This window comes from Streptomyces sp. NBC_01334 (assembly GCF_035983595.1).
In the GTDB taxonomy this organism is placed as follows: domain Bacteria; phylum Actinomycetota; class Actinomycetes; order Streptomycetales; family Streptomycetaceae; genus Streptomyces; species Streptomyces coriariae.
Genome location: NZ_CP130718.1, coordinates 410,699 through 434,379 on the forward strand (window position 1 = coordinate 410,699; position 23,681 = coordinate 434,379).

The 23,681-nt window shown below is 68.5% G+C and carries 19 protein-coding genes and 3 pseudogenes; 9 read left to right on the forward strand and 13 right to left on the reverse strand.

All coding sequences use genetic code 11. From position 1 onward, the window contains the following. The gene (locus OG736_RS01890; RefSeq protein WP_327180804.1) at window positions 1-891 is read right to left on the reverse strand and encodes an oxygenase MpaB family protein; all 891 of its coding nucleotides are present in this window, start codon (window positions 889-891) and stop codon (window positions 1-3) included. 177 nt (window positions 892-1,068) lie between these two features. Between OG736_RS01890 and OG736_RS01895 the strand changes: the two genes are divergently transcribed. The 5 genes and pseudogenes from OG736_RS01895 (at window position 1,069) to OG736_RS01910 (ending at window position 5,867) form a co-directional block, all read left to right on the forward strand. Then, window positions 1,069-1,695, forward strand: coding sequence for a DUF6230 family protein (locus OG736_RS01895; RefSeq protein ID WP_327180805.1), 627 nt, complete (start codon window positions 1,069-1,071; stop codon window positions 1,693-1,695). Window positions 1,696-1,744: 49 nt separating this feature from the next. Next, window positions 1,745-2,128 (forward strand): annotated as a pseudogene (locus OG736_RS47200) (DUF6114 domain-containing protein); the annotation flags it as partial. Between the two features lie 634 nt (window positions 2,129-2,762). Then, window positions 2,763-3,281 (forward strand): hypothetical protein, encoded by a 519-nt coding sequence (locus OG736_RS01900; RefSeq protein ID WP_327180806.1) that lies wholly within the window; start codon window positions 2,763-2,765, stop codon window positions 3,279-3,281. 28 nt (window positions 3,282-3,309) lie between these two features. Continuing rightward, complete coding sequence (locus tag OG736_RS01905) at window positions 3,310-4,203, forward strand: oxygenase MpaB family protein (protein WP_327180807.1); 894 nt, start codon at window positions 3,310-3,312, stop codon at window positions 4,201-4,203. Then, complete coding sequence (locus OG736_RS01910) at window positions 4,200-5,867, forward strand: aldehyde dehydrogenase family protein (protein WP_327180808.1); 1,668 nt, start codon at window positions 4,200-4,202, stop codon at window positions 5,865-5,867. The genes OG736_RS01905 and OG736_RS01910 overlap by 4 nt, the downstream gene beginning before the upstream one ends. Before the next feature lie 14 nt (window positions 5,868-5,881). On the opposite strand, the gene OG736_RS01915 is transcribed toward OG736_RS01910, so the two are convergent. Continuing rightward, entirely contained in the window at window positions 5,882-6,508 is a 627-nt protein-coding gene (locus OG736_RS01915) for a TetR/AcrR family transcriptional regulator (RefSeq protein ID WP_327180809.1), read from the reverse strand. Window positions 6,509-6,619: 111 nt separating this feature from the next. Here OG736_RS01915 and OG736_RS01920 point away from each other — a divergent pair, with 111 nt between their 5' ends. Both OG736_RS01920 and OG736_RS01925 read left to right on the forward strand, forming a co-directional pair. Further along, window positions 6,620-7,759 (forward strand): acyl-CoA dehydrogenase family protein, encoded by a 1,140-nt coding sequence (locus tag OG736_RS01920; RefSeq protein ID WP_327180810.1) that lies wholly within the window; start codon window positions 6,620-6,622, stop codon window positions 7,757-7,759. 255 nt (window positions 7,760-8,014) lie between these two features. Next, entirely contained in the window at window positions 8,015-8,722 is a 708-nt protein-coding gene (locus OG736_RS01925) for a hypothetical protein (RefSeq protein ID WP_327180811.1), read from the forward strand. Window positions 8,723-8,778: 56 nt separating this feature from the next. Here OG736_RS01925 and OG736_RS01930 read toward each other — a convergent pair whose 3' ends face one another. The 6 genes and pseudogenes from OG736_RS01930 to OG736_RS47205 all read right to left on the reverse strand — a co-directional run bounded on the left by OG736_RS01930 (window position 8,779) and on the right by OG736_RS47205 (window position 12,762). Further along, window positions 8,779-8,919 carry a hypothetical protein gene (locus OG736_RS01930; protein WP_327180812.1) on the reverse strand — a complete coding sequence of 47 codons (141 nt, stop codon included), beginning with the start codon at window positions 8,917-8,919 and terminating at the stop codon, window positions 8,779-8,781. Window positions 8,920-9,130: 211 nt separating this feature from the next. Then, on the reverse strand, window positions 9,131-9,523 hold the full coding sequence (locus tag OG736_RS01935) for a YciI family protein (protein WP_327180813.1): 393 nt from the start codon (window positions 9,521-9,523) through the stop codon (window positions 9,131-9,133). A 641-nt stretch (window positions 9,524-10,164) separates the two neighbouring features. Further along, the gene (locus OG736_RS01940; protein WP_327187488.1) at window positions 10,165-10,902 is read right to left on the reverse strand and encodes a DUF4142 domain-containing protein; all 738 of its coding nucleotides are present in this window, start codon (window positions 10,900-10,902) and stop codon (window positions 10,165-10,167) included. 311 nt (window positions 10,903-11,213) lie between these two features. After that, window positions 11,214-11,391 (reverse strand): annotated as a pseudogene (locus OG736_RS01945) (carbonic anhydrase); the annotation flags it as partial. Further along, on the reverse strand, window positions 11,373-11,597 hold the full coding sequence (locus OG736_RS01950) for a protein kinase family protein (protein WP_442817150.1): 225 nt from the start codon (window positions 11,595-11,597) through the stop codon (window positions 11,373-11,375). The pseudogene OG736_RS01945 and the gene OG736_RS01950, both read right to left, overlap by 19 nt. After that, the gene (locus OG736_RS47205; RefSeq protein WP_442817151.1) at window positions 11,512-12,762 is read right to left on the reverse strand and encodes a condensation domain-containing protein; all 1,251 of its coding nucleotides are present in this window, start codon (window positions 12,760-12,762) and stop codon (window positions 11,512-11,514) included. The genes OG736_RS01950 and OG736_RS47205 overlap by 86 nt, the downstream gene beginning before the upstream one ends. Window positions 12,763-12,781: 19 nt before the next feature. On the opposite strand from OG736_RS47205, the gene OG736_RS01960 reads away from it, so the two are divergent. Next, the gene (locus OG736_RS01960; protein WP_327180816.1) at window positions 12,782-13,060 is read left to right on the forward strand and encodes an outer membrane protein assembly factor BamB family protein; all 279 of its coding nucleotides are present in this window, start codon (window positions 12,782-12,784) and stop codon (window positions 13,058-13,060) included. Window positions 13,061-13,846: 786 nt separating this feature from the next. On the opposite strand, the gene OG736_RS01965 is transcribed toward OG736_RS01960, so the two are convergent. The 4 genes and pseudogenes from OG736_RS01965 to OG736_RS01980 all read right to left on the reverse strand — a co-directional run. Beyond that, on the reverse strand, window positions 13,847-14,383 hold the full coding sequence (locus OG736_RS01965; RefSeq protein ID WP_327180817.1) for a hypothetical protein: 537 nt from the start codon (window positions 14,381-14,383) through the stop codon (window positions 13,847-13,849). A 216-nt stretch (window positions 14,384-14,599) separates the two neighbouring features. Then, entirely contained in the window at window positions 14,600-14,929 is a 330-nt protein-coding gene (locus OG736_RS01970) for a hypothetical protein (protein WP_327180818.1), read from the reverse strand. Beyond that, entirely contained in the window at window positions 14,907-15,110 is a 204-nt protein-coding gene (locus OG736_RS01975) for a hypothetical protein (protein WP_327180819.1), read from the reverse strand. Before OG736_RS01975 ends, OG736_RS01970 begins: the two co-directional genes overlap by 23 nt. After that, window positions 15,097-15,898: pseudogene (locus tag OG736_RS01980) on the reverse strand (IS701 family transposase); the annotation flags it as partial. The gene OG736_RS01975 and the pseudogene OG736_RS01980, both read right to left, overlap by 14 nt. A gap of 494 nt (window positions 15,899-16,392) precedes the next feature. On the opposite strand from OG736_RS01980, the gene OG736_RS01985 reads away from it, so the two are divergent. Next, window positions 16,393-16,551 (forward strand): hypothetical protein, encoded by a 159-nt coding sequence (locus tag OG736_RS01985; RefSeq protein ID WP_327180820.1) that lies wholly within the window; start codon window positions 16,393-16,395, stop codon window positions 16,549-16,551. Window positions 16,552-16,553: 2 nt separating this feature from the next. Here OG736_RS01985 and OG736_RS01990 read toward each other — a convergent pair whose 3' ends face one another. Continuing rightward, the gene (locus tag OG736_RS01990; protein WP_327180821.1) at window positions 16,554-23,594 is read right to left on the reverse strand and encodes a polymorphic toxin-type HINT domain-containing protein; all 7,041 of its coding nucleotides are present in this window, start codon (window positions 23,592-23,594) and stop codon (window positions 16,554-16,556) included. Between the last annotated feature and the right edge of the window lie 87 nt (window positions 23,595-23,681).

Genomic DNA, 23,681 nt, shown 5'->3' on the forward strand with positions numbered 1-23,681 from the left:
TCAGCACGCTCCCAGGGGCCGCCGGGTGGCGGGGTCGGTGCCGGGCCGATGGGTGGCCCAGTAGGCGATGGCGAGGGAGACGGCGATCCTCAACGGCGGGAGCACGAGGGCCATCAGGAGGCGCACGACGCGGGCGAAGCGGCGCAGGGCGCGTTCCTGCCGGGGGCTCCAGGTCAGGTGCAACCGCTCGCGCAGGACGGGGGGCAGGGTACCCACGGTGACCAGCAGGGCGTAATGCGCGGCGAGCCGGGCGAAGGGCGACCAGAGAGGACCGGGCAGTCGGCGGAACGGCTTGGCGGGGCGGGCGAGTTCGTCGAGGACGTCCTGGACCGACCGGTTGAACTCCAGCCGGTGGGTGACCATCTCGTCGTAGTAGTCGAGGAACGCAGGCCAGTCCGGCGGAAGGTGATGCTCCTTCAGGCCCCATACGCGGCCCACGTCCCGCATCCCGCGGTAGTACTCGTCCAGTTCGCCGTCCGACATTCCCTTGCCGAACAGGCGGAGCGCGTCCACGGGGCCCTTGACCAGGGTCGCGTGCACCCAGTGGTACGCCTCGGGGTTGAGGGCGTGGTAGCGGCGGCCGTGCGCGTCGGTGCCCTTCATCCCGGTGTGCACGTGGAGGAGGCGGCGCGCCTCGGCGGTGGCCGCCTCCTGACCGCCGTAGACGACCGTGGTGAGCGAGAGCAGGGTGCGGATCAGGCGCGGCCAGGGCTCGGCGCGGAAGTTGCTGTGGTCGGCGACGCCTGCCCCGACCACGGGGTGCGAGACCTGGAGAAGCAGCAGCTGGGGTGCCATCAGGGTGGCGCGGGCGTCGCCGAAGCAGCGCCAGACGCCCCCTCCCCTGCGCGGCGCGCGGATCTGCGCGGTTGTCTCAACTCCACCTGTATCCAACTGAGTTGATCGGCCTGACGTGTGCGGTACGCCGGTCATGACGCCTCCGTTCCTCCGTCGTGTCCGGAGTATTGACGCGCCCCGTGAAACAAGTCAATAGTTTTTGTATCTTCGACTCTCTCGACGGCACCCCGACGCGTGATCCCGGCATTAACCCCTACAGGTAAGGAAAACACCATGAGGGACAGATATGCACATACCGGATACGCGGACGAGGGTCGGACACACTGGCGGCGCAGCGCCCTGATGTTCGTCCCCTGCACCCTGGCGGTGGGCGCGCTGGGCATCGCGCTCGCGGAAGGCGCGATCGCCGCCTCGTTCGCCGTATCCGGCACGGCGTTCAAGGTGTCCGCCTCGGAGGTCACCGCGCGGGGTGTGTCGTCCTTCCCCTCCTCCATCGGCGGCTCGGCCGACGACGCCAAGCCGGTCCTGCTCGCGGCCGTCAAGGACGGCACCGTCTCCGACGTGTGCGTCTCCCTCAAACAGAAGCTGCCCCTCGTCGGAGAGATCTCCATGCTGGTGCACTCGGGCGCGGACAAGCCGCTCGCGGGCACCAACCTCGTGGTGAACGCCGACGCGCTCACCGGAGGCGGCGGGAAGGTCACCGGCGTGGAGGCCGGCCGGGACGCGTCCACCCTGACCGGCGCGCCGGGCGTGACCGGGCCGCAGGGCGTGTTCGGAGTGCAGGCGGACAGCGCCGTCGCCCATGACCTGCGAAGCACCGCCTACTCGGCCAACGGCGGCACGCTGACGCTGGAGAAGCTGGAGATCGAGTTCAGCCGTTCCGGCAAGCAGTGCTTCTGACGGCGACGAGAGACGGACTCGGGCAATGTTCGCTTTCGTTCTCGGCTTCATGTCGGAGCCGGCCCGGGAGACCGGGGACTGGCTCGACCGGATCCTGCCCGCGCCGCGGGCTCGCCGCGCACTGCGCGCCTGGCGCAGGAGACGTCCGTTCTGGGCCGCGGTGTGGGTGATCGCGGGCGGAATCGAGATGGTCGCCATCCCGCTCACCCCGCTGCCGCTGATGATCAGGGTCGGGGTCGGGGTCGGCGCGATGTCGGCCGTCGGTATCAGCGTGGTCCTCGTCGCGGGCGGGATCTTCTTCCTCTTCAAGCCCGACCAGCGCATGTTCGTCTCGGTCGTCACCGCCGTCGCGTCCCTGACCTCGATGGCGACGACGAATCTGGGCGGTTTCGGCGTCGGCATGCTGGCGGGCCTCATCGGCTCCTCCATGGCCTTCGGCTGGATGCCTGGCAACCGGCACCCCGAGCAGGACGCCGGAGAACCACAAGCTCCCGGAGGCGCCGCCTCCGCGCGGTCCGCGGGCGCGGCAGGCCGTGCGGAGCGGGCCGCCGAGGCCTTGGCCGCCGGGGACGGAGCGGGCGGCCGCCCACAAGCCGATGAGGGCCGAGCCCGGTACCGCGGACGCCGGGCCGGTGCACGGGGCGCGGTCCTCTTCGCCCTGACCACGGCGCTGGCGGCGGCGATGCTCCCGGGTGCCACCGGCGCCGCGGCGGCGTCCGGCACCGGCCTGTTCCCGCTGCCCTGGCCGACGAGCGGGTGGCCTTGGGAGTGGGGGCCGGGCGACACCTCTTCCACGTCGCCGTCCGCCACCCCGTCGGGGTCCCCGCAGGCCACTCCCTCCCCCACGGGATCCGCATCCCCCGGCGTCACCCCGGGCCCGAACGCGAGCCCGTCCGCGGGCCCGGACTCGCCGGGGGACGACACCGGCCGGGGGGAACGGTCCGGACGACGGATCCGGCACCGGGAAGGCCGCGGACCGGCCCGGGACCGTCCTGGGCCCCCAGGTCACCCTCCCGTGCCTGACCGGCGTCGACACCGGCGGCCTGCCCGACCCCGAGCCGGGCGAGATGCCCGAGGACCCCGACGACCTGACGGCCCTGCGCCCGCCCGTCGTCGTCGGGGACCAGCCGGGCCGTCCCCGGGCGACCTACCCGGTCAACACCGTCTACCCCCAGGTCGGCGCGGACAGCCTGACCGCCTACGGGGCCGTCATCCACGGCGCCACCTATCTCGCGACGGTCGGCGGCGGGCGGCTCAAGGTGCTGTGGGTGCACGCGGACCGGCTCGTCGCGGACGACTACACCTTCCGTCTGGAGACGCCCGGCCAGGTGCAGACGATCGACGTGGACCTCGACATCCCCCAGGTCGACATCTACGTCACCCAGCTCTCCGGCTCCCTCACCATCCCCGTCATCGACGTCGCCACCCCGCGCATCTGCATCGGCGCCGACGTCGTGCCGGCCAACCTGCCGATCGCCGTGCAGCTGCCCGAGCTGTCGGTCACCGCCGTGGAGGCCGGCCAGGTACTGGTCGACGCCGAGACGGTCGACTTCTCCGGCCTGAGCGCGCACAGCCACACCCGATAGCCCGATAGCCCGATAGGAGGCATCACCCATGGGCCGCTACAGCCGGCTCGACCGGATCCGCCGGATGGATCCCCGGCACGACCACGAGGAGATCTTCCGGTGGATCACCCGGTACGAGTTCCCCTGGGACTACATGCAGGGCGTGTCCGTCGCCTTCCTGCGCGACTACGGCGTGCCCCGCATATCCCAACTCCTCGACCGTACGCAGGAGTTCGAGCACGCGGGACAGAAACGGTACGACGACACGGTGCTGATCGCGTACGAGATGGTCCACCAGGGAATGGACTCCCCGCACGGGCGGGCCACCGCCCGGCACCTCAACCGCATCCACGGCCGCTACCGGATAGCGAACGAGGACTACCTGTACGTCCTGGCGACCACCGTGATCGGTCCGAAGCGGTGGATCGACCGGTACGGCTGGCGGCCGCTGTGCCGGCAGGAGACCGAGAGTCTGGCCCTGGTGGGCCGGCGCATGGGCGAGATGATGGGGATCACCGGGCTCCCCGCCGACTACGCCGGCTTCGAACAGCTCCACGACGCCTACGAGAACGAGATGTTCGCGTACGACCCCGCCAACCGGCGCGTCGCCGCGGCCACCCTGCGGATCATCACCGACCGGTACCCGCGGCCGCTGCGACCGCTCGTGGCCCGCCTCGCACTGGCCGTCCTGGACGAAGCGCTGCTGACCGCGCTCGGCTTCCGCCCACAGCCGCGCCCGGTGCGCACGGCGGCCCACCTCCTCCTGCGGGCCCGCGCTCTGCTGACTCGCTGCCTGCCCGCACGGCCCGGCTGGTGGCCGAGCCGACCGAAACCCCGCAGCTACCCCTTCGGCTGGACGCTCGACGACCTCGGCCCGCACTGGGCCCACCACAGGCCGCCGGCCCCGCTCGCCGACGAGAACCCACCGATGGAGCATCGTTGACACACACCACCGAGAACGCCGACCGGCCCGCCGGACACACGGAACCGGGCTCCACCGACACCGCCGGACAGCCGGATCCCGCCGGGCACACGGAGCCCGCTCCCACCGATACCCCCGGACCGACGGAACCCGGCTTCACCGCGGACGGCACGCGGGCAGGATCCGTCGAGCGGCCCACTCCCCCGCCGGACAGCTTCACCTCCCGCTCCCCCGTCACCGGAGAGACCCTCGCCGCGTACCCGGTCCACGGGCCGCTGGACGTCGACCGTACGGTGCGGCGGGCGCGGGAGGCCGGGGTCCGTTGGGCGGCCCTTTCCGTCGGCGAGCGACGCGGACATCTGCTGCGCTGGAAGCGGGAGTTGGCTTCGGGCCTGGACACCGTGGCGGGCACCGTCGCGGCGGAGACGGGCAAGCCCCGGCAGGACGCCGAACTGGAACTGCTGCTCACCCTGGAGCACCTGTCCTGGGCGGCCCGCAACGCCGGGCGCGTGCTGCGACGGCGCCGGGTGCGCTCCGGGGCGGTGGCGATGCACCAGGCGGCGACCGTGGTGCACCGTCCGCTCGGCGTCGTCGGGGTGATCGGCCCCTGGAACTACCCCGTGTACACGCCGATGGGATCCATCGGCTACGCCCTGGCGGCCGGCAACGCCGTGGTCTTCAAGCCCTCCGAGTACACGCCCGGTACAGGGGTGCTGCTCGCCGAGCTGTTCGACGTGGCCGTGCCCGAGTACGCCGGGCTGTTCAGCGTCGTCACCGGGGCCGCGGCGACCGGCGAGGCGCTGGCCCGCTCCGGGGTCGACAAGGTCGCCTTCACCGGCTCCCCGGGGACCGCGCGCAAGGTGATGGCGGTGTGCGCCGAGTCGCTCACGCCGTTCCTGGCGGAGTGCGGGGGCAAGGACGCGGTCATCGTGACGGCGGGCGCGGATCTGGATGCCGCGGCCGACGCGATCGTGTGGGGTGCGATGGGCAACGCCGGGCAGACCTGCGCGGGCGTCGAACGCGTCTACGCCGTACGGCAGGTGCACGCGGCGCTGTGCGAGAAGGTGGTGGAACGGGCCCGGAGCCTGCGGCCGGGCGCCGGTCCGGACGCGGCCTACGGACCGATGACGATGCCGGACCAGACGGCGGTGGTGCGGCGGCATGTCCACGATGCGCTGGCGGCGGGGGCGGGCGCGGCGCTCGGCGGCGCGGATTCGGTGCCGGCGTCCGGGACCTTCGTGGAGCCGGTGGTCCTGGTCGACGTACCGGAGGACTCGCCCGCCATGACCGAGGAGACCTTCGGGCCGACGGTCGCGGTGAACGCCGTGGCGGACGAGGAGGAGGCGGTTCGGCGCGCGAACGCTTCCCGCTACGCGCTGGGCGCCGCGGTGTTCGGCGGCAGCGGTCGCGCCGGTGCCGCGCTGGCCTCCCGGCTGCGCGCGGGCGCGGTCTCCGTCGACTCGGTGCTGGGCTTCGCCGCCGTCCCGGCCCTGCCGTTCGGCGGGTCCGGCGACTCCGGCTTCGGCCGGATCCACGGCGCGGACGGACTGCGGGCCTTCACCGCCCCGCAGTCGGTGACCGTCCGGCGCTTCGCACCGCCGGTCGATCTGACGTCGTTCGCGACCCCGGCCGCGACGAAGGCCAGGGCCGTCGCGCTCATGCGGTGGCTGCACTCCCGGCGTTGACCGCGCGCGCAGGGTCAGGCGTCGAGCAGGGGCGCGAGGTATCTGCGGGCGAAGGCGCGGGCCTGTTCCTCGTCGTCCAGTTCGATGCAGCCGGCCGGGTTGAGGAGGAAGGAGACCGCGACGCGCACCATCAGCTCGGCCACCGGCCGGGGGTCGGTCTCCGGGCGGCCCTCGGTGTGCTGGGCGCGCCGCAGGTGGGCGGTCAGGTAGTCGGTGGTGGCGGCGAGGGAGGCGCCGCCCTGGACGGTGAAGTAGGGCAGAACCACTTCGGGTTCGAGCTTCAGCAGTCCGCCGAAGAGCGGATGGGCCCTGGTGTGCCGCAGGGCGACCACGAAGCCCTCCACCACCCGGTCCTCCATCGTCGGCAGCGAGGCGACGGCGGAGTCCAGCTCCTGGAAGAAGCGGCTGCCCTCGCGCAGCAGGCACGCCTCGACCAGTCCGTCCTTGCTCTGGAAGCGGCGGTACACCGTGACGCGCGAGACGCCGGCCCGTTTGGCGACGTCCTCGACCGAGGAGCGGCGCAGGCCGAAGGTCGTGAACTGCTCCAGGGCGGCGTCGAGGATCTGCCGCGCCAGCTTTTCCTCTGTCTCCGGCCGGGCGATGGCCCGGGCCAGCAGAGAGTCGTTCGCAGATGTCTTCATGGTGCCTTTCACGGTACCCGCACTCCTCTCCCTAGATACAGTGAAACATCAAGCATACATTTGTATCTAACCGCTGTCCCACCACACCATTCCCCTGTCTTCGGAGGACCCATGGGCAGTCGCCTCACCCCGCAGCAGTCCGACTTCGCCGCCGCCGTGCGTGAATTCGCCCAGCGCGAGTGCGGAAGTCCCGTGCAGCGCGACGCACTCACCCAGGGCGGCCGGGAACCCCACAACCCCAAGATCTACGCCATGCTCGCCGACCTCGGCTGGCTCGGCGTATGCCTGCCCGAGGAGTACGGCGGCGAAGGCGGCGGCCTCGCCGACGCCTGTGTCTTCCTGGAGGAGACCGCCTACGGGCTGGTGCCCGCCGGCGGTTTCATCACCACCGTGATCACCGCCAAGGTCTACGAGCGCTTCGGCACCGAGGAGCAGCGCCGTACGGTGCTCGGCGGCGCCGCGCGGGGCCATGTGCTGGCCGTCGCCATGTCGGAGCCCGGCGCCGGTTCCGACGTGGCCGCCCTGCGCTGCCGTGCCGAGAGGCAGCCCGACGGGAGTTGGCTCGTCGAGGGTCAGAAGACCTGGATCTCGAACGCCCACGTCGCCGAGAGCATGTTGCTGGTGGCACGGACGGGTGGGGACCGGCACGAGGGCCTCACGATGTTCCACGTCCCCATGAACACGCCCGGGGTGGAGGTCCGGGGCATCGAGACCATGGGCGGCCGCGAGGTCAACGACGTGTTCCTCACCGGCGTACGGCTGCCCGCGGACGCGGTCGTCGGTGAAGTCGGCTCCGGCTGGCGCCAGTTGATGGCGGGGCTGAACCACGAGCGGCTCTTCCTGGCGGCCAACATGCTGGGCCTGGCCCGCCGCGCCTTCGACGACGCGGTCGCCTACGTACGCGGGCGCGAGCAGTTCGGCCGGCCTGTCGGCTCCTTCCAGGCGCTGCGCCACCGCGTGGCGGATCTCGCCACGGAGATCGAGTGTGCCCGGCTGCTGGTGCGTGAGGTGGCGTCGGACTGCGACGCCCGGCCGGACCGGCTCTTCCCGCGCGAGGCGTCGATGGCCAAGCTCAAGGCCACCGAGACGGCCAAGCGCGTCGCGCTGGAGTGCATGCAGATGATGGGCGGATACGGCTACGCCACCGAGTACGGCATGGAACGCCATCTGCGCGCCGCCGTCGTCTCCACCGTCTACGGGGGCACCAGCGAGATCCAGCGCGACATCATCGGCAAGAGCTACGGGCTCTGACTCCGCACCCGGCCCCGGACGCATCGAGGCCGACGGCCACCCCTGCCTTTCCCGGGCGGGGCGCGTCCTCACCGATGTGTCCCGGGCCAGGCTGCGTGTGGCTGCGTCCGGGCGGCGGCAAGTCCTGCGTCCGTCACGACGCATAAGGTTGCGCAGGCGGTCGATACCGACCGTGGAGCAGCGGTTGGCAGGCCGGGCCAGCCCCGTGCATCCCTTGATCGCACCCTTTGGTCACACGAAGGAGAGGCAAGTCCCATGCACGGAGTGCCGTTGACCGAACAGGTCGTCGAGGTCGTGCGCCGCGATCCTGGAGCAAGCGCGCTGCCGCATCTGCTGCCGTACGTGAACGTGCCCTGGGTGGAAGGCGGCGAGGCCAGACCGATGCCCGAGGAGGTACTCGCGAGGGCCGTGTTCCCGTCAGGGCGCCCGTTGCCACCGAGCCTGCGCTCCTGGCTGGCGTACGACACGAGCCTGCTGGAGCGGTACGGGTGGTTCACCCCGGACGGCGGGTTCGCGCCGCGGTCGGTCGACCAGGTGGTCGGGGACGAGATGGGCGACTTCTGGGCAGAGCCGTTCGCGTGGCTGTCCGGACGCTTCCCGGAGTGCTTCGTCCTGCCCGGCGGGTCGGACTCACGACGGATCCTGGCCGTCACCGAACCCGACGAGGAGGGCGAGTACCCGGTCCTCGCGCTCGACCTGGACGACATGCCCTACCTCGGCATCATGTACCCGGGCTTCGACGTCTACCTGGCCGACACCGCGGGCCTCCTGGAGCTGGGCGAGCGCCAGTCCTACACGGACCTGATCGACCACGCCACCTACGGGCCCCGGATGCGCCGCCACGCCGTGCAGTGCTTCGCGGGCGAGACCTGTGTGGAGTACCCGTTCGAGTTCGCGCCCGTGTACGAGCAGCTGCATCCGGGGCAGGGCCAGGTCGCGGGACGCGGTGGGGCCTCACGCTGACGCTGACCCCATTGCCCCGTTCCACCCGCTGCACGACGCCGCCAGTGTGGCTCGGCCTACGGACGGCACTGCGACGACTTCACGGTCACGTGCACGCCCGGGCCGCCCCTGATGTCGGTGTTGCTCGCTTGGACGGCGGCCAGGTGTTGTCCGTGGTCCTTCTCCTTCTCAGCGGCGATGGAGACCTCGCGGAGCATTTCGATCAGCCGACTGTCACACGGCGGCTGACGATCAAGAGAGGGGCATACAGCAGCCCCGAGGCTTCACGGTCCCGGGGCCTCGTGCTGTCGGCGCGCTCGCACCAGTCCTGGTAGGCGTCCTGCCGATTGCGTCCTTCGGCGGGGGACTCTCGCAGCTCGGTGACGGCAGCGCCCGGCTCGCCCTCCGGTCGCTGCCACGGATGGTCGGTCAGGCCTCCGTCGGGTCTTCGGGGATCGCGTGCACCTCAACCGGGTCCTTGCCGGGCTTCCCACCGGGGCCAGGACACGCCGACGCTCGTGCGGCGATCTCCAGGGCCCGGTCCTCGCTTTTGACGTCGACCACCCAGTACCCGGCCAGGATGTGCCCCGCCTGGGCCGGCCCGTCCGTCACCTGCGGCCGTCCGTCGCTTCCGGCCCGCACCGTCTTGACCAGGGACGGACCTCCGAGGCCTTGCCCGTCCACCCATTCCCCAGCGGACGTGAGGTCGTCGTTGAGAGAGTTCATGTGAGCGAACATGGCTTCCATGTCGTCCTTGGAGTACGACGACATGATGGTGTCCCACTGGGCGGCAGGCACGTTCATCTGGATCATGTACTTCATGTTCCTCACCTTTCCCGGGTGGCCTCTGCGCTTCTGAGGCTTACAAGGAGGTAGACAGCCGGGATCAGCAAAACTCATCGGTGCCCTCCGATGATGTCTTTCTCCTCTCACTCAAGGCGAAGCTCGCCTCGCCCGCCACCTCCGCAGGATGGGGCAGTCGGAAGACGCTGAGTGTCACGCTCGGGGAGCCCGAGCGGGCGGTGGAAGTCAGCGCCGAGGTCAGGCACCGCTGTCCCGACCGGCCAAGGCGATCGCCCACCACATCGCCGACTGGAAACCGCGCCCCTCCGGTCGGCGGCCGTGAAGGACGCTGCACGGCCGCCGACCGGAGCCCTGTACCGCCGCATCCCGCGAACAGCCTTGACCGAAACGGACGGAGCAGTGTTCCTGCAGAAGGCCCTCACTGTCGGGGCCGGGCCCGGAAGCATGACCGGCATGCACCCGAAAGCCGGCGAAGTCCTGCAAGTCGTGGACATCGGTCACGGTCTCTGTCTCGTCGCTCGGCCGGATGGCTGCAGCGCTCACTCCCCTTGGCCGTCGTCGTCATGTCCAGGTCCGCCCTCGGCGCGGGATCGGCCCCGCCCGGTCGTTGACGGCCGGTCACCTCACCGCGAGTGCCGCGGACCTCGCTGTCGCCCGGCCTAGCTGCCGTTGGCGGCCGGACCGTTCATGGCCGGGCCCAGGTCCACCGGGGTGGACGTGGCGTTCGCCGGCGGGGGCAGGACGACCAGCGGCTGGCCGACGGGCGGGACCGGCGGGGTCATGTCCGACTTGGGCAGCTTCGGTGGGGTGGTCTGGGTGAACAGCGTGGTGTCGAAGTCGACCAGACCGGTCTGCTCCATCACCGTGATGTGGTCCAGGACGGTGTCGTTGGCCTGGTCGGCCAGCGCGCGCACCAGCGTGTTCTTCGTCGTCGAGCGGACCTTCGCCACCGTGTTGAAGATCGAACCGTGCGTCATGCGCAGGATGTTGGCGAAGTCGACGTCGAACTGCTTGCCCTGGTCCGCCTTGAGCGTGTTGACGAACCCTTCCTGCTGCGGACTGGCCACGTTGGGCAGCGTCACGTTCAGCATCGGCGCGATCTTGAGGCAGGTGGTGTCCAGCGCCGCGTGCCCGTCGACCAGGTGCTGGCTGGCGGTGACAACTCCCTTGCTCTGCCCCTTCTGCAGCCCGATCAGCCCGACCGGATGCTCCCACAGACCGGCCGCCCGCACCGCCACGACGAAGGCCCGGTCGCCCTCGGTGAACGGCCCCCACTGGGTGTTGGCGATGATCCGGTCACCCGAGGTCGACACGGTGTCCAGCCCAAGCATCGACGGGTAGGCGAGAGCGCCCAGTGTCAGGGTCAGCGCGCCCCCAACGACGGCAGTGCCCACCATGTTCCGCGAAAGTTGCACCAGTCCTCCTGCCCATCAGGAAATCCGCTGACCTGCCCACCCGATGGGAGCGGACGAAGAGAACTACGCGCGCGACACCGTTCCGGCTCATCAGACCCAGCAACATCTTCATAGGCAGGGCACAGAAAGAGCTCTCAGGCCTCCAAAGGGAACAAACTGAAGCCGGAGGCTCGAACTCGACGAGGGTGCAAAGAATGAGGTCGGCCCCGACGGACTGGTCAAGGTCCTCATCCACGTATACGGGTGCCCTACGGCCGCGACCAGCTCACGCTGAGCGACCACGGCTGGGGAGGTCAGGACGTGGTGGGCACCGCTGCATCGAGGCCGCGGGAGGCGACGAGCTGCACGCTGCGGTCAGCCAGGCGGTAGCACAGCCCGGACGGCGGTCTGCCCGGCGGCGACTTTCTCGGCAAGCACCCGGGAGCGGTCCAGCAGCAGGTCGGCAGTGTGCCTTATGTGCTCGGCGTGATGATGAAGCGGTCGTCCCCTTCCCGGAAGGTGTCGTACAACCACATGACAGAAGGGCAGTCGGCGGCCGCCAGTGCCCGCACTTCCCCTGCGAGCATCTCGTCAGCCGTGGCGCCGACGCCCTCAGGGGAGCGAGTGATTTCCTTGATGGCCACCAGGCGGTTGATCTCGGGGGCGTAGGCCTTCCAGACCGTCCCGAAGCTTCCCACGCCGAGCCGCTGGAGCAGTCGGTATCTCCCCTTGCGGAGGCGACGGCCCGCAGGCACCGTCGGATTCTCCACGTGAAGCCAAAGACATGCGGTGGAAGAGGCATCGGCGGGCACTTGCGCGGGCCGTCTGTGCGCACCGGACCATCGACGCGTTGGGGTGCCGGCGGTAGTACGTGTACGCCCTGCCTACGGCGGCGCGCGCCTCCGGCTCCCTGCACCGGCACCCGGTTGCCGACGCCTCACGTCCCGGCCGAGCCGGACAGCGCGCCCAGGCGGTCACGGAGGTGGTGCAGGACCGAGCGTGCGGTGTCCGGGCCGTGTACGCCCTCTCGTGGCGCAGTGCCCCCGACAGGCGGGCGTCCTGCGTCATGGTGAGACTGAGCGCGAAGGTGGCCGCAGCCGTGTCGGACGCCTGGCGGGTGGCGTAGGTCAAACGGGAAGAGTCCTGGCTTATAGGCACGAGCTCGGTGCGCATCCCGTGCATCGGGATCGCGTCGTCGCGCTGCTGGTCCAAAGCCCAGCCGGTCACCCCGTGCAGGCGCAGCGCGGCGTGCCCGAGGGCGTACCGGAAGAAGCCGACGTCGCCGCTGCGGCCCAGCACGGCCTCGGCGAGCAGCCCGAACGGCAGGTCGACGGTGGCCGAGGCCTCGCGGAGGGCCTCGTGCGTCTGCCGAAGCAGCCGATGCCCGCCGCCCTGCGACACGTCCACCGGGATCTGCACCATGTTGGCGAACTCCCCTACAGTGGTGTGGTGTTCGGGCCGCAGTCGGCCGTGGAACGGCGTGGAGAGGATCACCCTTTCCCGGCCGAAGTGACGGCCGAGGGCACCGGCGAACGCCGCGGCCAGCAGGGAGTACAGGGAGACCCGGGCGGCCCCGGCGGCGTGCAGAAGTTGCCGGGTCTGCCCGGTGGAGAAGTCGAGGGGTTCCTCGTCGTAGCGGTGACGCAGCGGCGCGGGCCCGGCGGTACGGCCGGGCAGCAGGCCCCCGGCGCCGTACTCCCGTAACAGCGCGGCCCGGGCGGCCAGGCGGGCTGAGCGGTCGTCCAGGGCCGGGCGGGTGGACTCGGCGCGGATGAGGTCGAGGTAGGAGAAGGCGGGCCTGGACGACGTCGCGTCAGCCTCCGGCGACCTCTCCTGGTCGTCGGTTGGACGCCCTCTCCCGATGGGCCGTCAGCTGCCATCCTTGGTTTACGCCTTCGACGCCACCACCGGCGTCCGCGTCTGGGCCGCGCCCACAGGCGGCGACATCACCGCGGATCCCCTAGTCGTGGGAAACACCGTCTACGTCGGCGAACAGGTCGGATGGCTCCAAGCCATCAACCGCACCAACGGCACCCACCGATGGACCACACCCGCCAGCGACGCAGCCATTACACACCTCCACGCCACCCCCGAACACGTCACCACTCTCACCGACACCGCCACCAGAGCCGGAGCTGACCCCTTCGCTCAACAGCGCTGACACCACCCACCAGCCCACCGCCCTCGCCCCGCCCTCACCTGCTGGACAACCAGACCGGCTTCTGCGCCGTCTGGCAGGGCAAGACGCACAAGCACGGCCACGGCAGCAGCCCCCTTTCTGGGGGCGTTGCCTTGTACCGAGCATCGCCCCTGGGCGGACCCGCTCGCGCGCCCCCAGCAGATTCCCGCGCATGGAGGGGTGGAAGTTCTGGTGGGGTATCGCTCGTAGATCCAGTAGCCGTGCAGGTAGCGGTTCCGAAGGCGGAACCCTTCCTCTGCCGCATCCAGATCCTCAGTCAGTGACGTCTTGCATGAGACGGCCAGGGTGGACGCCTCCAGCTTCGTCCGGCACTGCTTCACGAGCTTCCCGCCGGTGGCCACGGCCATGTGGCTGTACGCCTTCTCCGCCTCGACGAGGTGTACATAGATCCCGTGCAGGATGTACTCGGCTTCCGCCGCCTGCCGGGCCACAAGTCATAGCCCTACATTGATGGTGAGCTCCTCCTGGTCCGCGCCGTCAAGGAGTTGGGGGATGGGCGGCTTGAAGCCGAGGGGGTGATCGCTGGTCTCGCTCATGCGGTCTCCGGGGTGCTCGAGGGTGCGGGGCCAATTTCTGACCGCTGCCTTGCACCATGGGTCGAGTACGAAGCAAGATCAAGTGCTTAGCGCTACTGGCTGTTCTGGTGGTCCCCAAGGCCGGTCTTGCGGCCCACGCGGTCTGGTCGGATGTGGGACGGGAAAGCCCAGCCTGTTCCATGGCCGGACAGTGAGTAGTCGGCCGAACAGGTCACCGAGGTCCGGGGAAACCTGGGTGATCCTTGAATTTCTCTGCTGCCCGGATCATAAAGTCCAGCTTCTCTCGGGCCGGTTCTTCGCGGTCGGCCAAGAGCATCGCCTCGGCGTACCCATAGGCGTAACCGATCATGATGTTTGCCGGGGGTGTCGACTCAGCTTGACGGTCACTCAGGAACTGAAACCGTTGGTCGAGTTCGCCCTTCAGGGGGCTGCTGTGCAGATCGCTCGTCGGGGGCGTCCGCAGCGGTGCCTGGCCGCCCTTGATCCGGTCGGCCGCTTCCTCCTCGTCCACGAAGACGGAGCCTTCCCCGATACAGTCGTCGCATTTGCCCCAGATGAGTTCGCCTTCGGTTCCGATGACTTGCAGGGAGCCGTCCCCATCGCACTCGCTGCACGTGAACTCGTACTCCCCTGCGACCAATGCCATCTGGGTGCCCCTCCCCGTGGATCGTGCTGCGACAACGGCGATATGACGCAGCTGCCGCTTCTCCGGGAGCGAGGACGGGAGGCCCCAGGCGAACTCGTCCACCCCGACGTGACTCGCGAGCTGCGGCGGGAGGTCTGCGAGGAGCAGAGCGCCCGCCCGACCACAGCGCCGGTACAGGCGGCGCTGGTCGAGGCCGGTGTTCCACCGTCCGGGGAAACTGGACTATGGCGGTTACTCAGCGCTACACGCCACATGGTGGTGGCTATACGAGAATAGGGCCATAACTGGCTGTCCCGTGGGTCCCAAGGCCGGTACCGGTTAGTGCGGGGTGTGGCAGTCCGGGTCGGTACAAGCGCCGGCCAGCGCGAGCGTGCGGTCCTGGGGCGGTGCGTCCAGCCACTCCGCGCACGTGGCCTGGAGCCGGGTGACGTCCGAGGCCAGGTCCGGCACCTCGGCCCGCAGGTCGTCGGCCCACTGCCGGGTGAGGGTCCGGCCGTTGACGTACAGCTCGCCGTCCCGGCCGCCGACGGCGAACAGCACGCCGTGCTGGGCGGGGATGACCATCGCGCCCACCGGTTCGGAGACCTTGCCCTGGCGCACCAGCACTGAGGTGGCGGCCTGGGCGTCAGCCAGAGCCTTCTCGTCCACCGAAGGCATCGTCGGCGGGAGGTGCCCGGGGGATCACGCCATCCTCGGGCGCCCCGTCCAGACAGCGGCCGGCAAGCTGATTGTTCTCGTAGAAGGTAACCATGCCAGCCAGCAACGGCATCTCCGCGCGCAGCCGTTCGGCCACAGCCGGGGTGAGCCGTTCACCGGATCCGCCGGCCATGAGCTCCTTCGCTGCAGGAACGGCGATTCCACTTCTGCCGCGGCAGGCCGGGAAACAGGTCATGGACGGGGTGGTCGAGTGCCCAGCGGCTGACGACTGTGTCGTGCCGGGTGGTGGCCATGACGTGGAAGACGTCGGCCTGCTCCAGCTCGAACCGCCAACCCTTGCTGAAGCCGTAAGCGGCGTCCGCCGTCACCCACCTGAACGGAATCCGGTCGGCGATCGCCCGGCGGACCATCGTCCTGGCCATGGCCACCTTCGTCTCAAAGGGGACCCTGTCGTCGATGCCGGACCGACGGCATCGGTCCCGGTCGTCCGTCCGTGACGTGGGCAGATACAGACGGCGGTCTATCAGCGTGCCCACGGTCGGAGGCGTAGGCGAGGAACACGCCGATCTGGCAGTTCTCGGTGCGTCCCGCGGAACCCGAATACTGCCGCTGCACGCCGGCCGAACGGACGCCCTTCTTCAACAAGCCAGTGTCATCGACGATCAGGGCGGCCTCCGGGTCTCCGAGATGTTCGACGACATAGTCACGTACGTCGTCCAGGACCTCGTCGGCGTCCCACTCGATCCGGTTCAGCAACCGGTGAATGCGATCGGTACCCGCGTGCCCGGCCTCCTCCGCCGGCGTCCAGCCGTTCTTGCGCTCCAGCGGAGCAACCAGCCCCCACCTGTAGGCCAGCGCCGACTGACGCGGCTCCTCCCGGTTGAACCGGTGCACGAACCGCTCATGCAGAGAACCCAGTTCACCCGCCCACAACCTGACACCAGCAAGGTCCCCACCCATAACCACACCAACGACCGAGGTGGCCAGCAGTCACGGCAAGCACCGTTGCAGAACCTCTCAATCACGCCCCTGATCCTGCGCCAGTCCTTGCGAGGCGGCGATCCGGGTGATGCCGGAGTTCGGCTCACCCGGATCGCGGGATCAGACCGGCACCGAGCTGATAACCCTTCAGCGAGGCTCCTGACCTGGCCAATCCAATTGGCCTGATATTGCAGCTGCGGGCCTCACGAACTCACCCGAACAGCCAGACCCTCATCTCACTTTTCGTCATCCCTTGGGGTCTTCCCGTAGTAGGGGCGGACGGTCCGGGCCAACTTCCGCTGAATCGACCGTAGTGTCCTGATGGTCGACTCGTCACCGATTCCCGTGGTCGTCGACCATTCGAAGCCAGAACCCGCAAGATCACTAACAAAGACGATCTCAACTGCCAAGAGTATGCGCGCCCAGTCCACTGGAGCAAGCTGTGAATCCTTGCCAAGTGCACCCCGCAGCTTGTGGCATTGGTCGATGAGTTCCTGCGCGCCCGCGAATCCCATTCCGACGGCGAGCTGATCGCTACACCGGGCCGGCCCACCCCATTCCAGGAGCGCTCGCCGCAGCAGTTCAATCTCGTCTTCCGCGAGCAGTTCGCTCGCCGCGACACCATGTTCTGACATCAGTTCAGTTCATCCCAATACTCGTCCAACGTGGTCGGGTCTCGACGGAAGACAGTTCCGCCGTCCGGATGCAGCGGATCATGGATCACGATAGTCGTGCCGTCCTTTCCGAGAAATACCTTCCGTCCACTTCCCAGATCCTTGGTACGCGACGGATTCCTCATTACATCCTTGGTGAGTTTTCCTAGGTCTTCAGTCGATAGGCCAGGAAAGTCTCCCGCATGCTTGCTGTTTGCGTGACCGTTGGCGATATCACCAGCGTCCTGGCGGCGTTCCGCATCAGTGCACCACGAACTGTTGTGAACGAGTACCGAAGTGTCGCCCGCCAGCACATAGTACGTGTGGAGGTCGTTGACGGTGAGGTTCCAGCGATTGGCGTCACCGGGTGTGGGATGCGTGGAAACGACGTAGGCATGGTGATCGGTGGAGGTGTTGAGTATGTCGCCGCGGTGGAGCTCGCCAGCGGGTACCCAAGTGCGGGTGGAGTCATCCCAGAAAGGGTGGCTGGCGGTGGTACGGAGGGTGGCTATTTCGCCGCCCTCATCACGAATCGTGAGATCGAGCAGGTCGTAGTCGTGATTGATCAAAACATGCTGGACCGTGCGGGATCCTACGCGTTTGCCTGATTCTGGGTCAGCCGCCTCGACCTTGTCACCGGGCTCGATCTTCCCAATGGGCTTGGTCTTACCTCCCTCCATGAGTACAGGCGTTTCGGGCGAAAAGCTGCAGCCCGATTTCACCACATTAGATGCGGCAGGTCCGATTTTAATGCCGGCGGAACCCAGAGCCTCGACGAACTCGTTCCCTAGCTCGACTGTCCGTTCCCAAATTCGGGCATCCTTCTCACATTCCGGATTCGCAATGCAGTATGTAGCGGCGATTTCTTTTGCCCCCGCTACGTCGTCCGGGTGCTCGAGATAATAGGCGTATGCGTGATTGCAGGCGAGGCGGCCATAGCAAACCGTTTCGGGTTGACCGAAGACATTTGTCTGGGGAGTCCAGTAACCGCCCGCAGTAGATGAGAGTTTGTTACTTCCGAACGCATAGTATTGGCTGCCTACGAGACTTGCGTCGTTCGACGACGGGGTTGTCGAGGCAACATACATCTGGTGAATAACGGTCTTGCTGTTGCTGGGGGTGCTGCCTGAGCCGATGTAGTCGTGCATCGCTGCGTCGGTGCTGGCTTTGTTGCCTGGCGTGGAGTTGAGGCAGGAGGGGCAGTTGCGTGTGGGGCAGTCGGGACCCGCGCAGAGTCCGGAGGGATCGCTCTTGGTGATGGGGTTGCTGGCGGCGTATGCGTAGCCGGCGAGTTGTTGGTCGTCGGTGGTTTCGAAGAGGGGGTCGAGGCTGGTGAAGCGGCCGAGGGTGGGGTCGTATTGGCGGGCGCCGAGTTGGGTGAGGCCGGTGTTGGTGTTGTCGGGGGCGTTGAGGAAGCCGCGATTGTCGATCCAGCTGACGGTGGTGCCGCGGGTGCCGCCGTAGGGGGTGAACTGGCGCCAGGTGGGGGTCTGCGCGGTGTTGTCGAGGTACAGGCCGCTGGTGCCGTGGGGGTCGCTGATCTGGAACTTGTAGTTGGTGCCGGTTCCGGTGCGGACGATGGTGCCGCCGCCGGGCAGGGGGAGGTAGCGGACGCCGGTGGTGGTGGTTCCGGTGAGGGTGAGCTGTTCGCCGGGCAGGTAGAGGGTGGTGCTGGTGGGGTCGGTCTGGAGCAGGACGTTGCCGTCGGCGTCGTAGATGTAGCCGGTGGTTCCGGTTTTGCCGCCGCTGACCTGGGTGAGTTGTCCGGCGTTGTTCCAGGTCAGGGTCTGGCTGCCGGAGGCGATGGTGTTGCGGGTGGTGGTGTTGCCGCTCTTGTCGTAGGTGTAGCTGGTGGTCGCGGTGCTGGCGCCGCTGGCCTGGGTGGAGGCCAGGGCGTGCGGCTGGACGGTGCCGTTGCCGTTGTAGTCGTAGGTGTAGCTGGTGGTGGCGTCGCTGCCGCCGGCGGTGGAGTGTTCGACCTGGTGCTGTCGCTGTCCGAGGACGTCGAAGTCCCAGCTGGTCCAGTACGCCGTGCCGCCGGTCAGCGGGTCGCCGACCTGGGCGTGGGCGCTCGTGGTGGGGACCGCGCCGCAGTCGTCGGTGGCGGTCCATGCCTGGGTGAGCCGGTCGAGTTCGTCGTACTGGTAGCACTGCGTCTCAGGGGCTGCTGTGGCGCCCATGCGGGTGGTGACCTGCTTGGTGGTGTTGCCAGTGAGGTCGTAGGTGTAGTTCTGCTCGTCGACCTTCGCCGGGGTGGCTGAGCGCGTCACCAGCTGGTCGGTGAGTGCCCCCGTGTGCGGGTCGTAGGTATTGGTGAGGTAGGCCAGGTTTGTGCCCATGCCCAGGGTTTCCTGGAGCACCTGGCCGTAGGCGGTGTAGGTGGTGTTCTGGGCGTAGCCGTAGGAGGTGGTGGACAGTCCGGCAGGCGTATCCAGGTCGGGGTGGTAGGTGTGAGTGGCGATTTCGTTGGGCAGGCCGCCGCCGAGGGGGTAGTTGTCGGTGTAGAGCAGGCCGGTGTCGGGGCTGTAGGTGTGGCGGAAGGTGTAGGTCTTGCCGCCTAGTGCGCCGTGCACGGCCGGGATGGTGATGGATTGGCCGAGTGATTCACCGAAGGCGTTGAAGGCCAGCTGCTGGGTGGTGTAGGTGTTGCCCGCGTTGTAGGAGGTAGCGGTGGTTCTTTGGCCGATCGGGTTGGTGACGCCGGAGACGGCGTTGTCGTTGTCGTAGGTCCAGGCTGCGGTCTGATTGCCGCTGGCACCGGGAGCTTGAGCAGCGGTCGTGGAGGCGTACTTGCCGGTCTGGCGGTTGAGGACGTCGTAGGTGTAGGAAACGCTCTTGCCGCGGGCGTCCGTCGTCTGGGTGAGGTTGCCAGCTGCGTCGTAGACCATGCTGGTGCTACCGGCATCCGGGTCGGTCTTGGATGCGGCGCGGCCGAGCAGGTCGAAGACGGTGGTCCAGGTGCTGCCCTTGGCGGTAACGGTGTTCTGCTTGTTGTGCCCGTCGTAGCCGTAGGTGATCGCGTTGAAGGTGCCGCCGCTGATGGAGAACAGGCCGGTGAAGGTGTTGAGCGGGGTGCTCAGCGTCGGCCGGGTGCTATAGGAGTCGACCTCGGACGGGCGGCCCAAAGGATCGGTGCGTGTGGTCTTGACCGTGCCGCCGGTCGGCGGGATGACCGTGGTGGCGTCCCCGCTATAGACGGTGGTGGTCTGCTCCTTGAGCACCGAGTACTGCTCGGAGCTACCGACGACCACACGGCCCAGACCGTCAAAGGTGAAGCGGTCCTGGCTCGGGATCTCGGAGTCCTGCGCCGAGGCCGGCGAAAGAGCCGGGAGACTGTCGGGGTCCCAGTAGGCGTTGTTCTGCTTCCACACCCAGCCGTGCGAGTCATAAAACGACTCGGCGATCATTCGGCCGCCCTGCGGAGTCGGTGCCTGAGTCTGCCGCGCCCGACCGAGCGAGTCGATGAGGGAGTAGGAGGTGACGTAGCCCAGGGAGTCGTTCAGCGTCTGGGTGGTGGTGCCCGACTGGCTGGTCTGGGAGACCGTGTAGGTGTACTTGGTGTCGGCGGCCGCGGTGGTGAGCCGGTTGTGCTGCCACACCTCGGTGGTGCGTCCGAGCGCGTCGTAGTGGACGGCGGTGGCGATCCCGTTGGGGTCGGTGGTGGTGAGGATGAGGCCGCGGGTGGGATCCGAGGCGGTCCTGGCGGTCTGGTTCTTGGCGTTGGTGATCGTCGTGCCGGTGGTCAGACCGACACTGTCCACGATGTAACCCGCGATGGTCTTGTTGCCGCCTGCGTCGTAGCTGTCAGCGGGCCGGCCGTAGGCGTCATAGGTGGCGCGGGTCTGGGTCTGCCAGGTGAACGCACCTCCGCTGTAGCCCGAGGCCTGCCGGGTCATGGTGATTTCGCCCTTGGTGGGCGCGGTGACCTGTGGGAAGGCAGTGGCGAAGGCGGTGTCGTCGTAGTGCGTCCTCGTTGCGGAGACCACTTGATCCGGGCGGGTGACGCTGGTGGGCGCGGTGAGGGTGTTGAGGGTCTTCGGCACGGTGGCCGGGGTGTTCTGGCTGAATCCGGCGCAGGCGACCGAGTCGGTCTCCTGCGCGGCTGTCAGTCCGACCAGGTTGGCGGTCGTGTTGGCCTTGGCGTAGGTGATCGCGGTGCACTGGTCGTAGGCGGCGACGGCGGGCACGGTATGGGTGTAGCTGTAGGTCAGCAGCCCAAAGTTGTCGTCCGTGACGGTGGCGTCGTAGGTGTTGTCGGTTTCCGTCACACGCCAGGTCGTGGTGCCACCGTTGGTGAGCGCCTGGCGGCTCCAGGTTTCCGCGGTGTTGGTGGCGTGGGCGGTCAGGGCTGGCATGCCGGTGCGGGCGCGGGTGGCTGTGGCGGCGGAGATCCAGTAGGAGGTGACGGTGGAGTTGTCCACGCTGCCGCCGACGCCCGTGTACGCGGTGGTCTCCAGGGCGTTGCCCGCCAGTTGGTTGCTGTCGGTGTGCACGCCGCCCTGGGAGTCGGTCACGGTCACCGAGCGGCGGCTGGACGAGGACAGCCAGTCGTCGTCCATGCCGCGGTAGTAGGAGGTGACCGACTTGGTCTGGGGGTCGTTGGAGCCGTCACCGCTGCGGGTTTCCACGCTTGCGTAGCCGCGGAACTGGCCCCAGGTGCGGTACTTGGCTTTGACGACTTCGTTGTCGTCGTGGTGCCAGGCGGCGCCGCCGTTGTAGAGGTAGTTCGTCTTCTTGGCCAGCGCGCCGCCGGTGCTGTCGGTTTCCAGGACCTGGGTGACGGCGTACTTCTGGAACCAGTCGGTGACAGGGTTGAGGTAGTCCTTGGGTGTCCAGGACACCGGGTAGCAGGACTTGGTGTTGGTCTTGGGATCCGCACTGGCCACGTAGCTGGCGGTGCAGGCGTCCGGCAGATCGTAGCTGACGGTGGTCAGACCGCCCAGCTCGTTGGTGATGCCGGAGATGCGGTAGCGGTACAGGCCGGGGAAGTTGGAGGTGTCGACCCGGTTTTTCAGGTCTACCCCGGCAAATTTGACATCCGGGAGTGTGATCGGGGCGCTGGAGCCTCCAGCGGTGGTGTCGTTGCCTTCGCGGGTAATCGAGGCCAACCAGAGTGTGGGTGAGGTGCCGTCGCCGGTGGCGGGCTCGCTCTGGTGCAGGGTGTAGGTGTCGATGGCCTGGTACTTGGCAGCTGCGACGCTGTACTGCTGGACCTTGATCGAGGCAAGGCGGACGGTGGAGAAGAACGAGGGTGAGTGCGCGGCGCAGGTTGCCCCCGAGGCGCACACGAAGTCGAAGGGTACGTCCGGGTACTGGCTGGCGGCGGTGCTCGCCGAGAGCGGGTCGCACGTGGTCAGGGTGCAGCGCGCGGCAGTGGTGAAGACAACCTGGTCGGGGACGGTGCCGTAGGCGCCGCCGTCGCGGAAGCCGTAGTCGATCCGGGACAGGTGGGAGTCCCGGACGTAGGAGACGTTGTGGGCGCCATTTTCCTCGCCGTAGTAGTTGGTGTCCTGCGCGTAGTAGTACGCCATCGCGTTGGCGTGGGTGTCGACGACGTAGTCCAGGTGCCACTTGTAGGCCATGGTGCACACCGAGGCGCTGAACCCGGACGAGCTGTAGCAGGGGTCGCCGGAGTGCGCGGAGTACACCGGGGCAGTGTCCACCGACTTGGTCGTGGCCTTGCCGGAGGCCCAGCCGGGCAGCTGATTGCGGCCGAAGTAGTACTGGGTGCCGGCCCGGTCGGTGACGATCCAGTAGTCGGTGTTGTAGGTACCGGACCCGTTGTTCGCGTTGGTGACGTGCTTGACGGTCGAGCCGTTGTCCTGGGCCAGCTTCCACGTTCCGTCGCTGTCGTTCTTCACCAGGGCGGTGGACGATCCGCCCAGTGCCAGGCTCAGGATCGGCCCGTCATAGCACTTGTCCCCGCTGGAGACCGGCGAGGCGCTGCCTTCAGGCGAGTCTGAACAGGAGGTGAAGCTCTGCTCGATGGAGGAGTCGGGTGTGGCCCAGCCGTCGCCCACCCAGGAGGACTGGGCCTGGGTGGAGGAGGTCTGTCCGTCGACCGAGCCCGAGTCGTAGGCCAAGCCCACTGAGGGCTTCAGCAATCCGGAAGAGGGCGCCAGGGTGATGGGGTAGTTGTAGGTGAACGAGCCCGACGAGTTGCCACCTGTCCACGACCCGGACGGTGCCAGGGCGGTCGCGTCGTAACTGCCGGCCGCGCCGTCTTGCGTGGTGCTGGATGCGGTCGCGGCCAGCACCATCAGCTCGCCGCTGCTGGCGGTGCCCGACGTCGGGGAGGCGCTGTACGAGGCCGGGACGGCAGCCGTGTCAGCGGATGCTGAAGCCTTTGAGGGGGGTGCCTGTGGCGGGGATCCCTGCAGGGTCAGGGTGGTGGTCAGTTCGTGGGCCGCGGGGTCCTGGTCGGTGGCAAGGGGGGTCTGGGTGCGGCAGGCGGCTCTCTGCGGGGTGGTCAGGGCGCAGGCGGGGAGTTTGACCAGGTGCATGCGGTCGGCGTAGTTGCCGCCGTAGGCCTGTGCGAAGGCGCTGTAGTCCAGGCCCAGTTGTACTTTCCCGCTGCCGCCGGTGGCCGGCTGGGCGGCGAGGACGACTCCGCTCACTCCGAGCTTGGTGGCGTCCTGGTGGGGCAGCACGCGCACCGAGACGCCGTTGGGTCCCTGGTAGGAGCCCTTGGCCGGGCTCACCGTGCGGGCCCATACAGGTGTTCCAGGGGCCGATGACTTCGCCCCTTGTTTCGCGCCGGTAGGCGGGGCGGCCAGCGTGGCGGTGCCGGTCAGTGCGGCGGGCCAGGTGGCCTTCGCCGGGCGGAAGGTCTGCTTGGTCTGGTCTTTGACCTTCAGTTTGCGCGGGATGAGTGTCGTGACGTCCTTCACCGACGGAGTCTGCTGCACCGCAGGTGCGCCGGCTCGGGCCTGGGTGTCAGCGGCTGCGGGGACCGCGGTCGGCGCGGCCAGCGCCACCACCATGGCGCCGACGATCCGCTGCCGAGCGCCGATACGACGCACGTTGTGTCTCAGCCAAGCTGTCCTGGACATGATCCATCCCCCCACTTGCCCCGTATGCAGGCACGACGGCGCTCCACACCTTGATCA

Excerpts from the sequence above, each read along its gene's own strand:
- OG736_RS01940 (WP_327187488.1), bottom strand. The coding sequence starts at position 10,902 with ATGGTGGGCACTGCCGTCGTTGGGGGCGCGCTGACCCTGACACTGGGC.
- OG736_RS01975 (WP_327180819.1), bottom strand. The coding sequence starts at position 15,110 with ATGGCCGGCGGATCCGGTGAACGGCTCACCCCGGCTGTGGCCGAACGG.
- OG736_RS01900 (WP_327180806.1), top strand. The coding sequence starts at position 2,763 with ATGCCCGAGGACCCCGACGACCTGACGGCCCTGCGCCCGCCCGTCGTC.
- OG736_RS01930 (WP_327180812.1), bottom strand. The coding sequence starts at position 8,919 with ATGCTCCGCGAGGTCTCCATCGCCGCTGAGAAGGAGAAGGACCACGGA.
- OG736_RS01935 (WP_327180813.1), bottom strand. The coding sequence starts at position 9,523 with ATGAAGTACATGATCCAGATGAACGTGCCTGCCGCCCAGTGGGACACC.
- OG736_RS01895 (WP_327180805.1), top strand. The coding sequence starts at position 1,069 with ATGAGGGACAGATATGCACATACCGGATACGCGGACGAGGGTCGGACA.
- OG736_RS01915 (WP_327180809.1), bottom strand. The coding sequence starts at position 6,508 with ATGAAGACATCTGCGAACGACTCTCTGCTGGCCCGGGCCATCGCCCGG.
- OG736_RS01905 (WP_327180807.1), top strand. The coding sequence starts at position 3,310 with ATGGGCCGCTACAGCCGGCTCGACCGGATCCGCCGGATGGATCCCCGG.
- OG736_RS01925 (WP_327180811.1), top strand. The coding sequence starts at position 8,015 with ATGCACGGAGTGCCGTTGACCGAACAGGTCGTCGAGGTCGTGCGCCGC.
- OG736_RS01920 (WP_327180810.1), top strand. The coding sequence starts at position 6,620 with ATGGGCAGTCGCCTCACCCCGCAGCAGTCCGACTTCGCCGCCGCCGTG.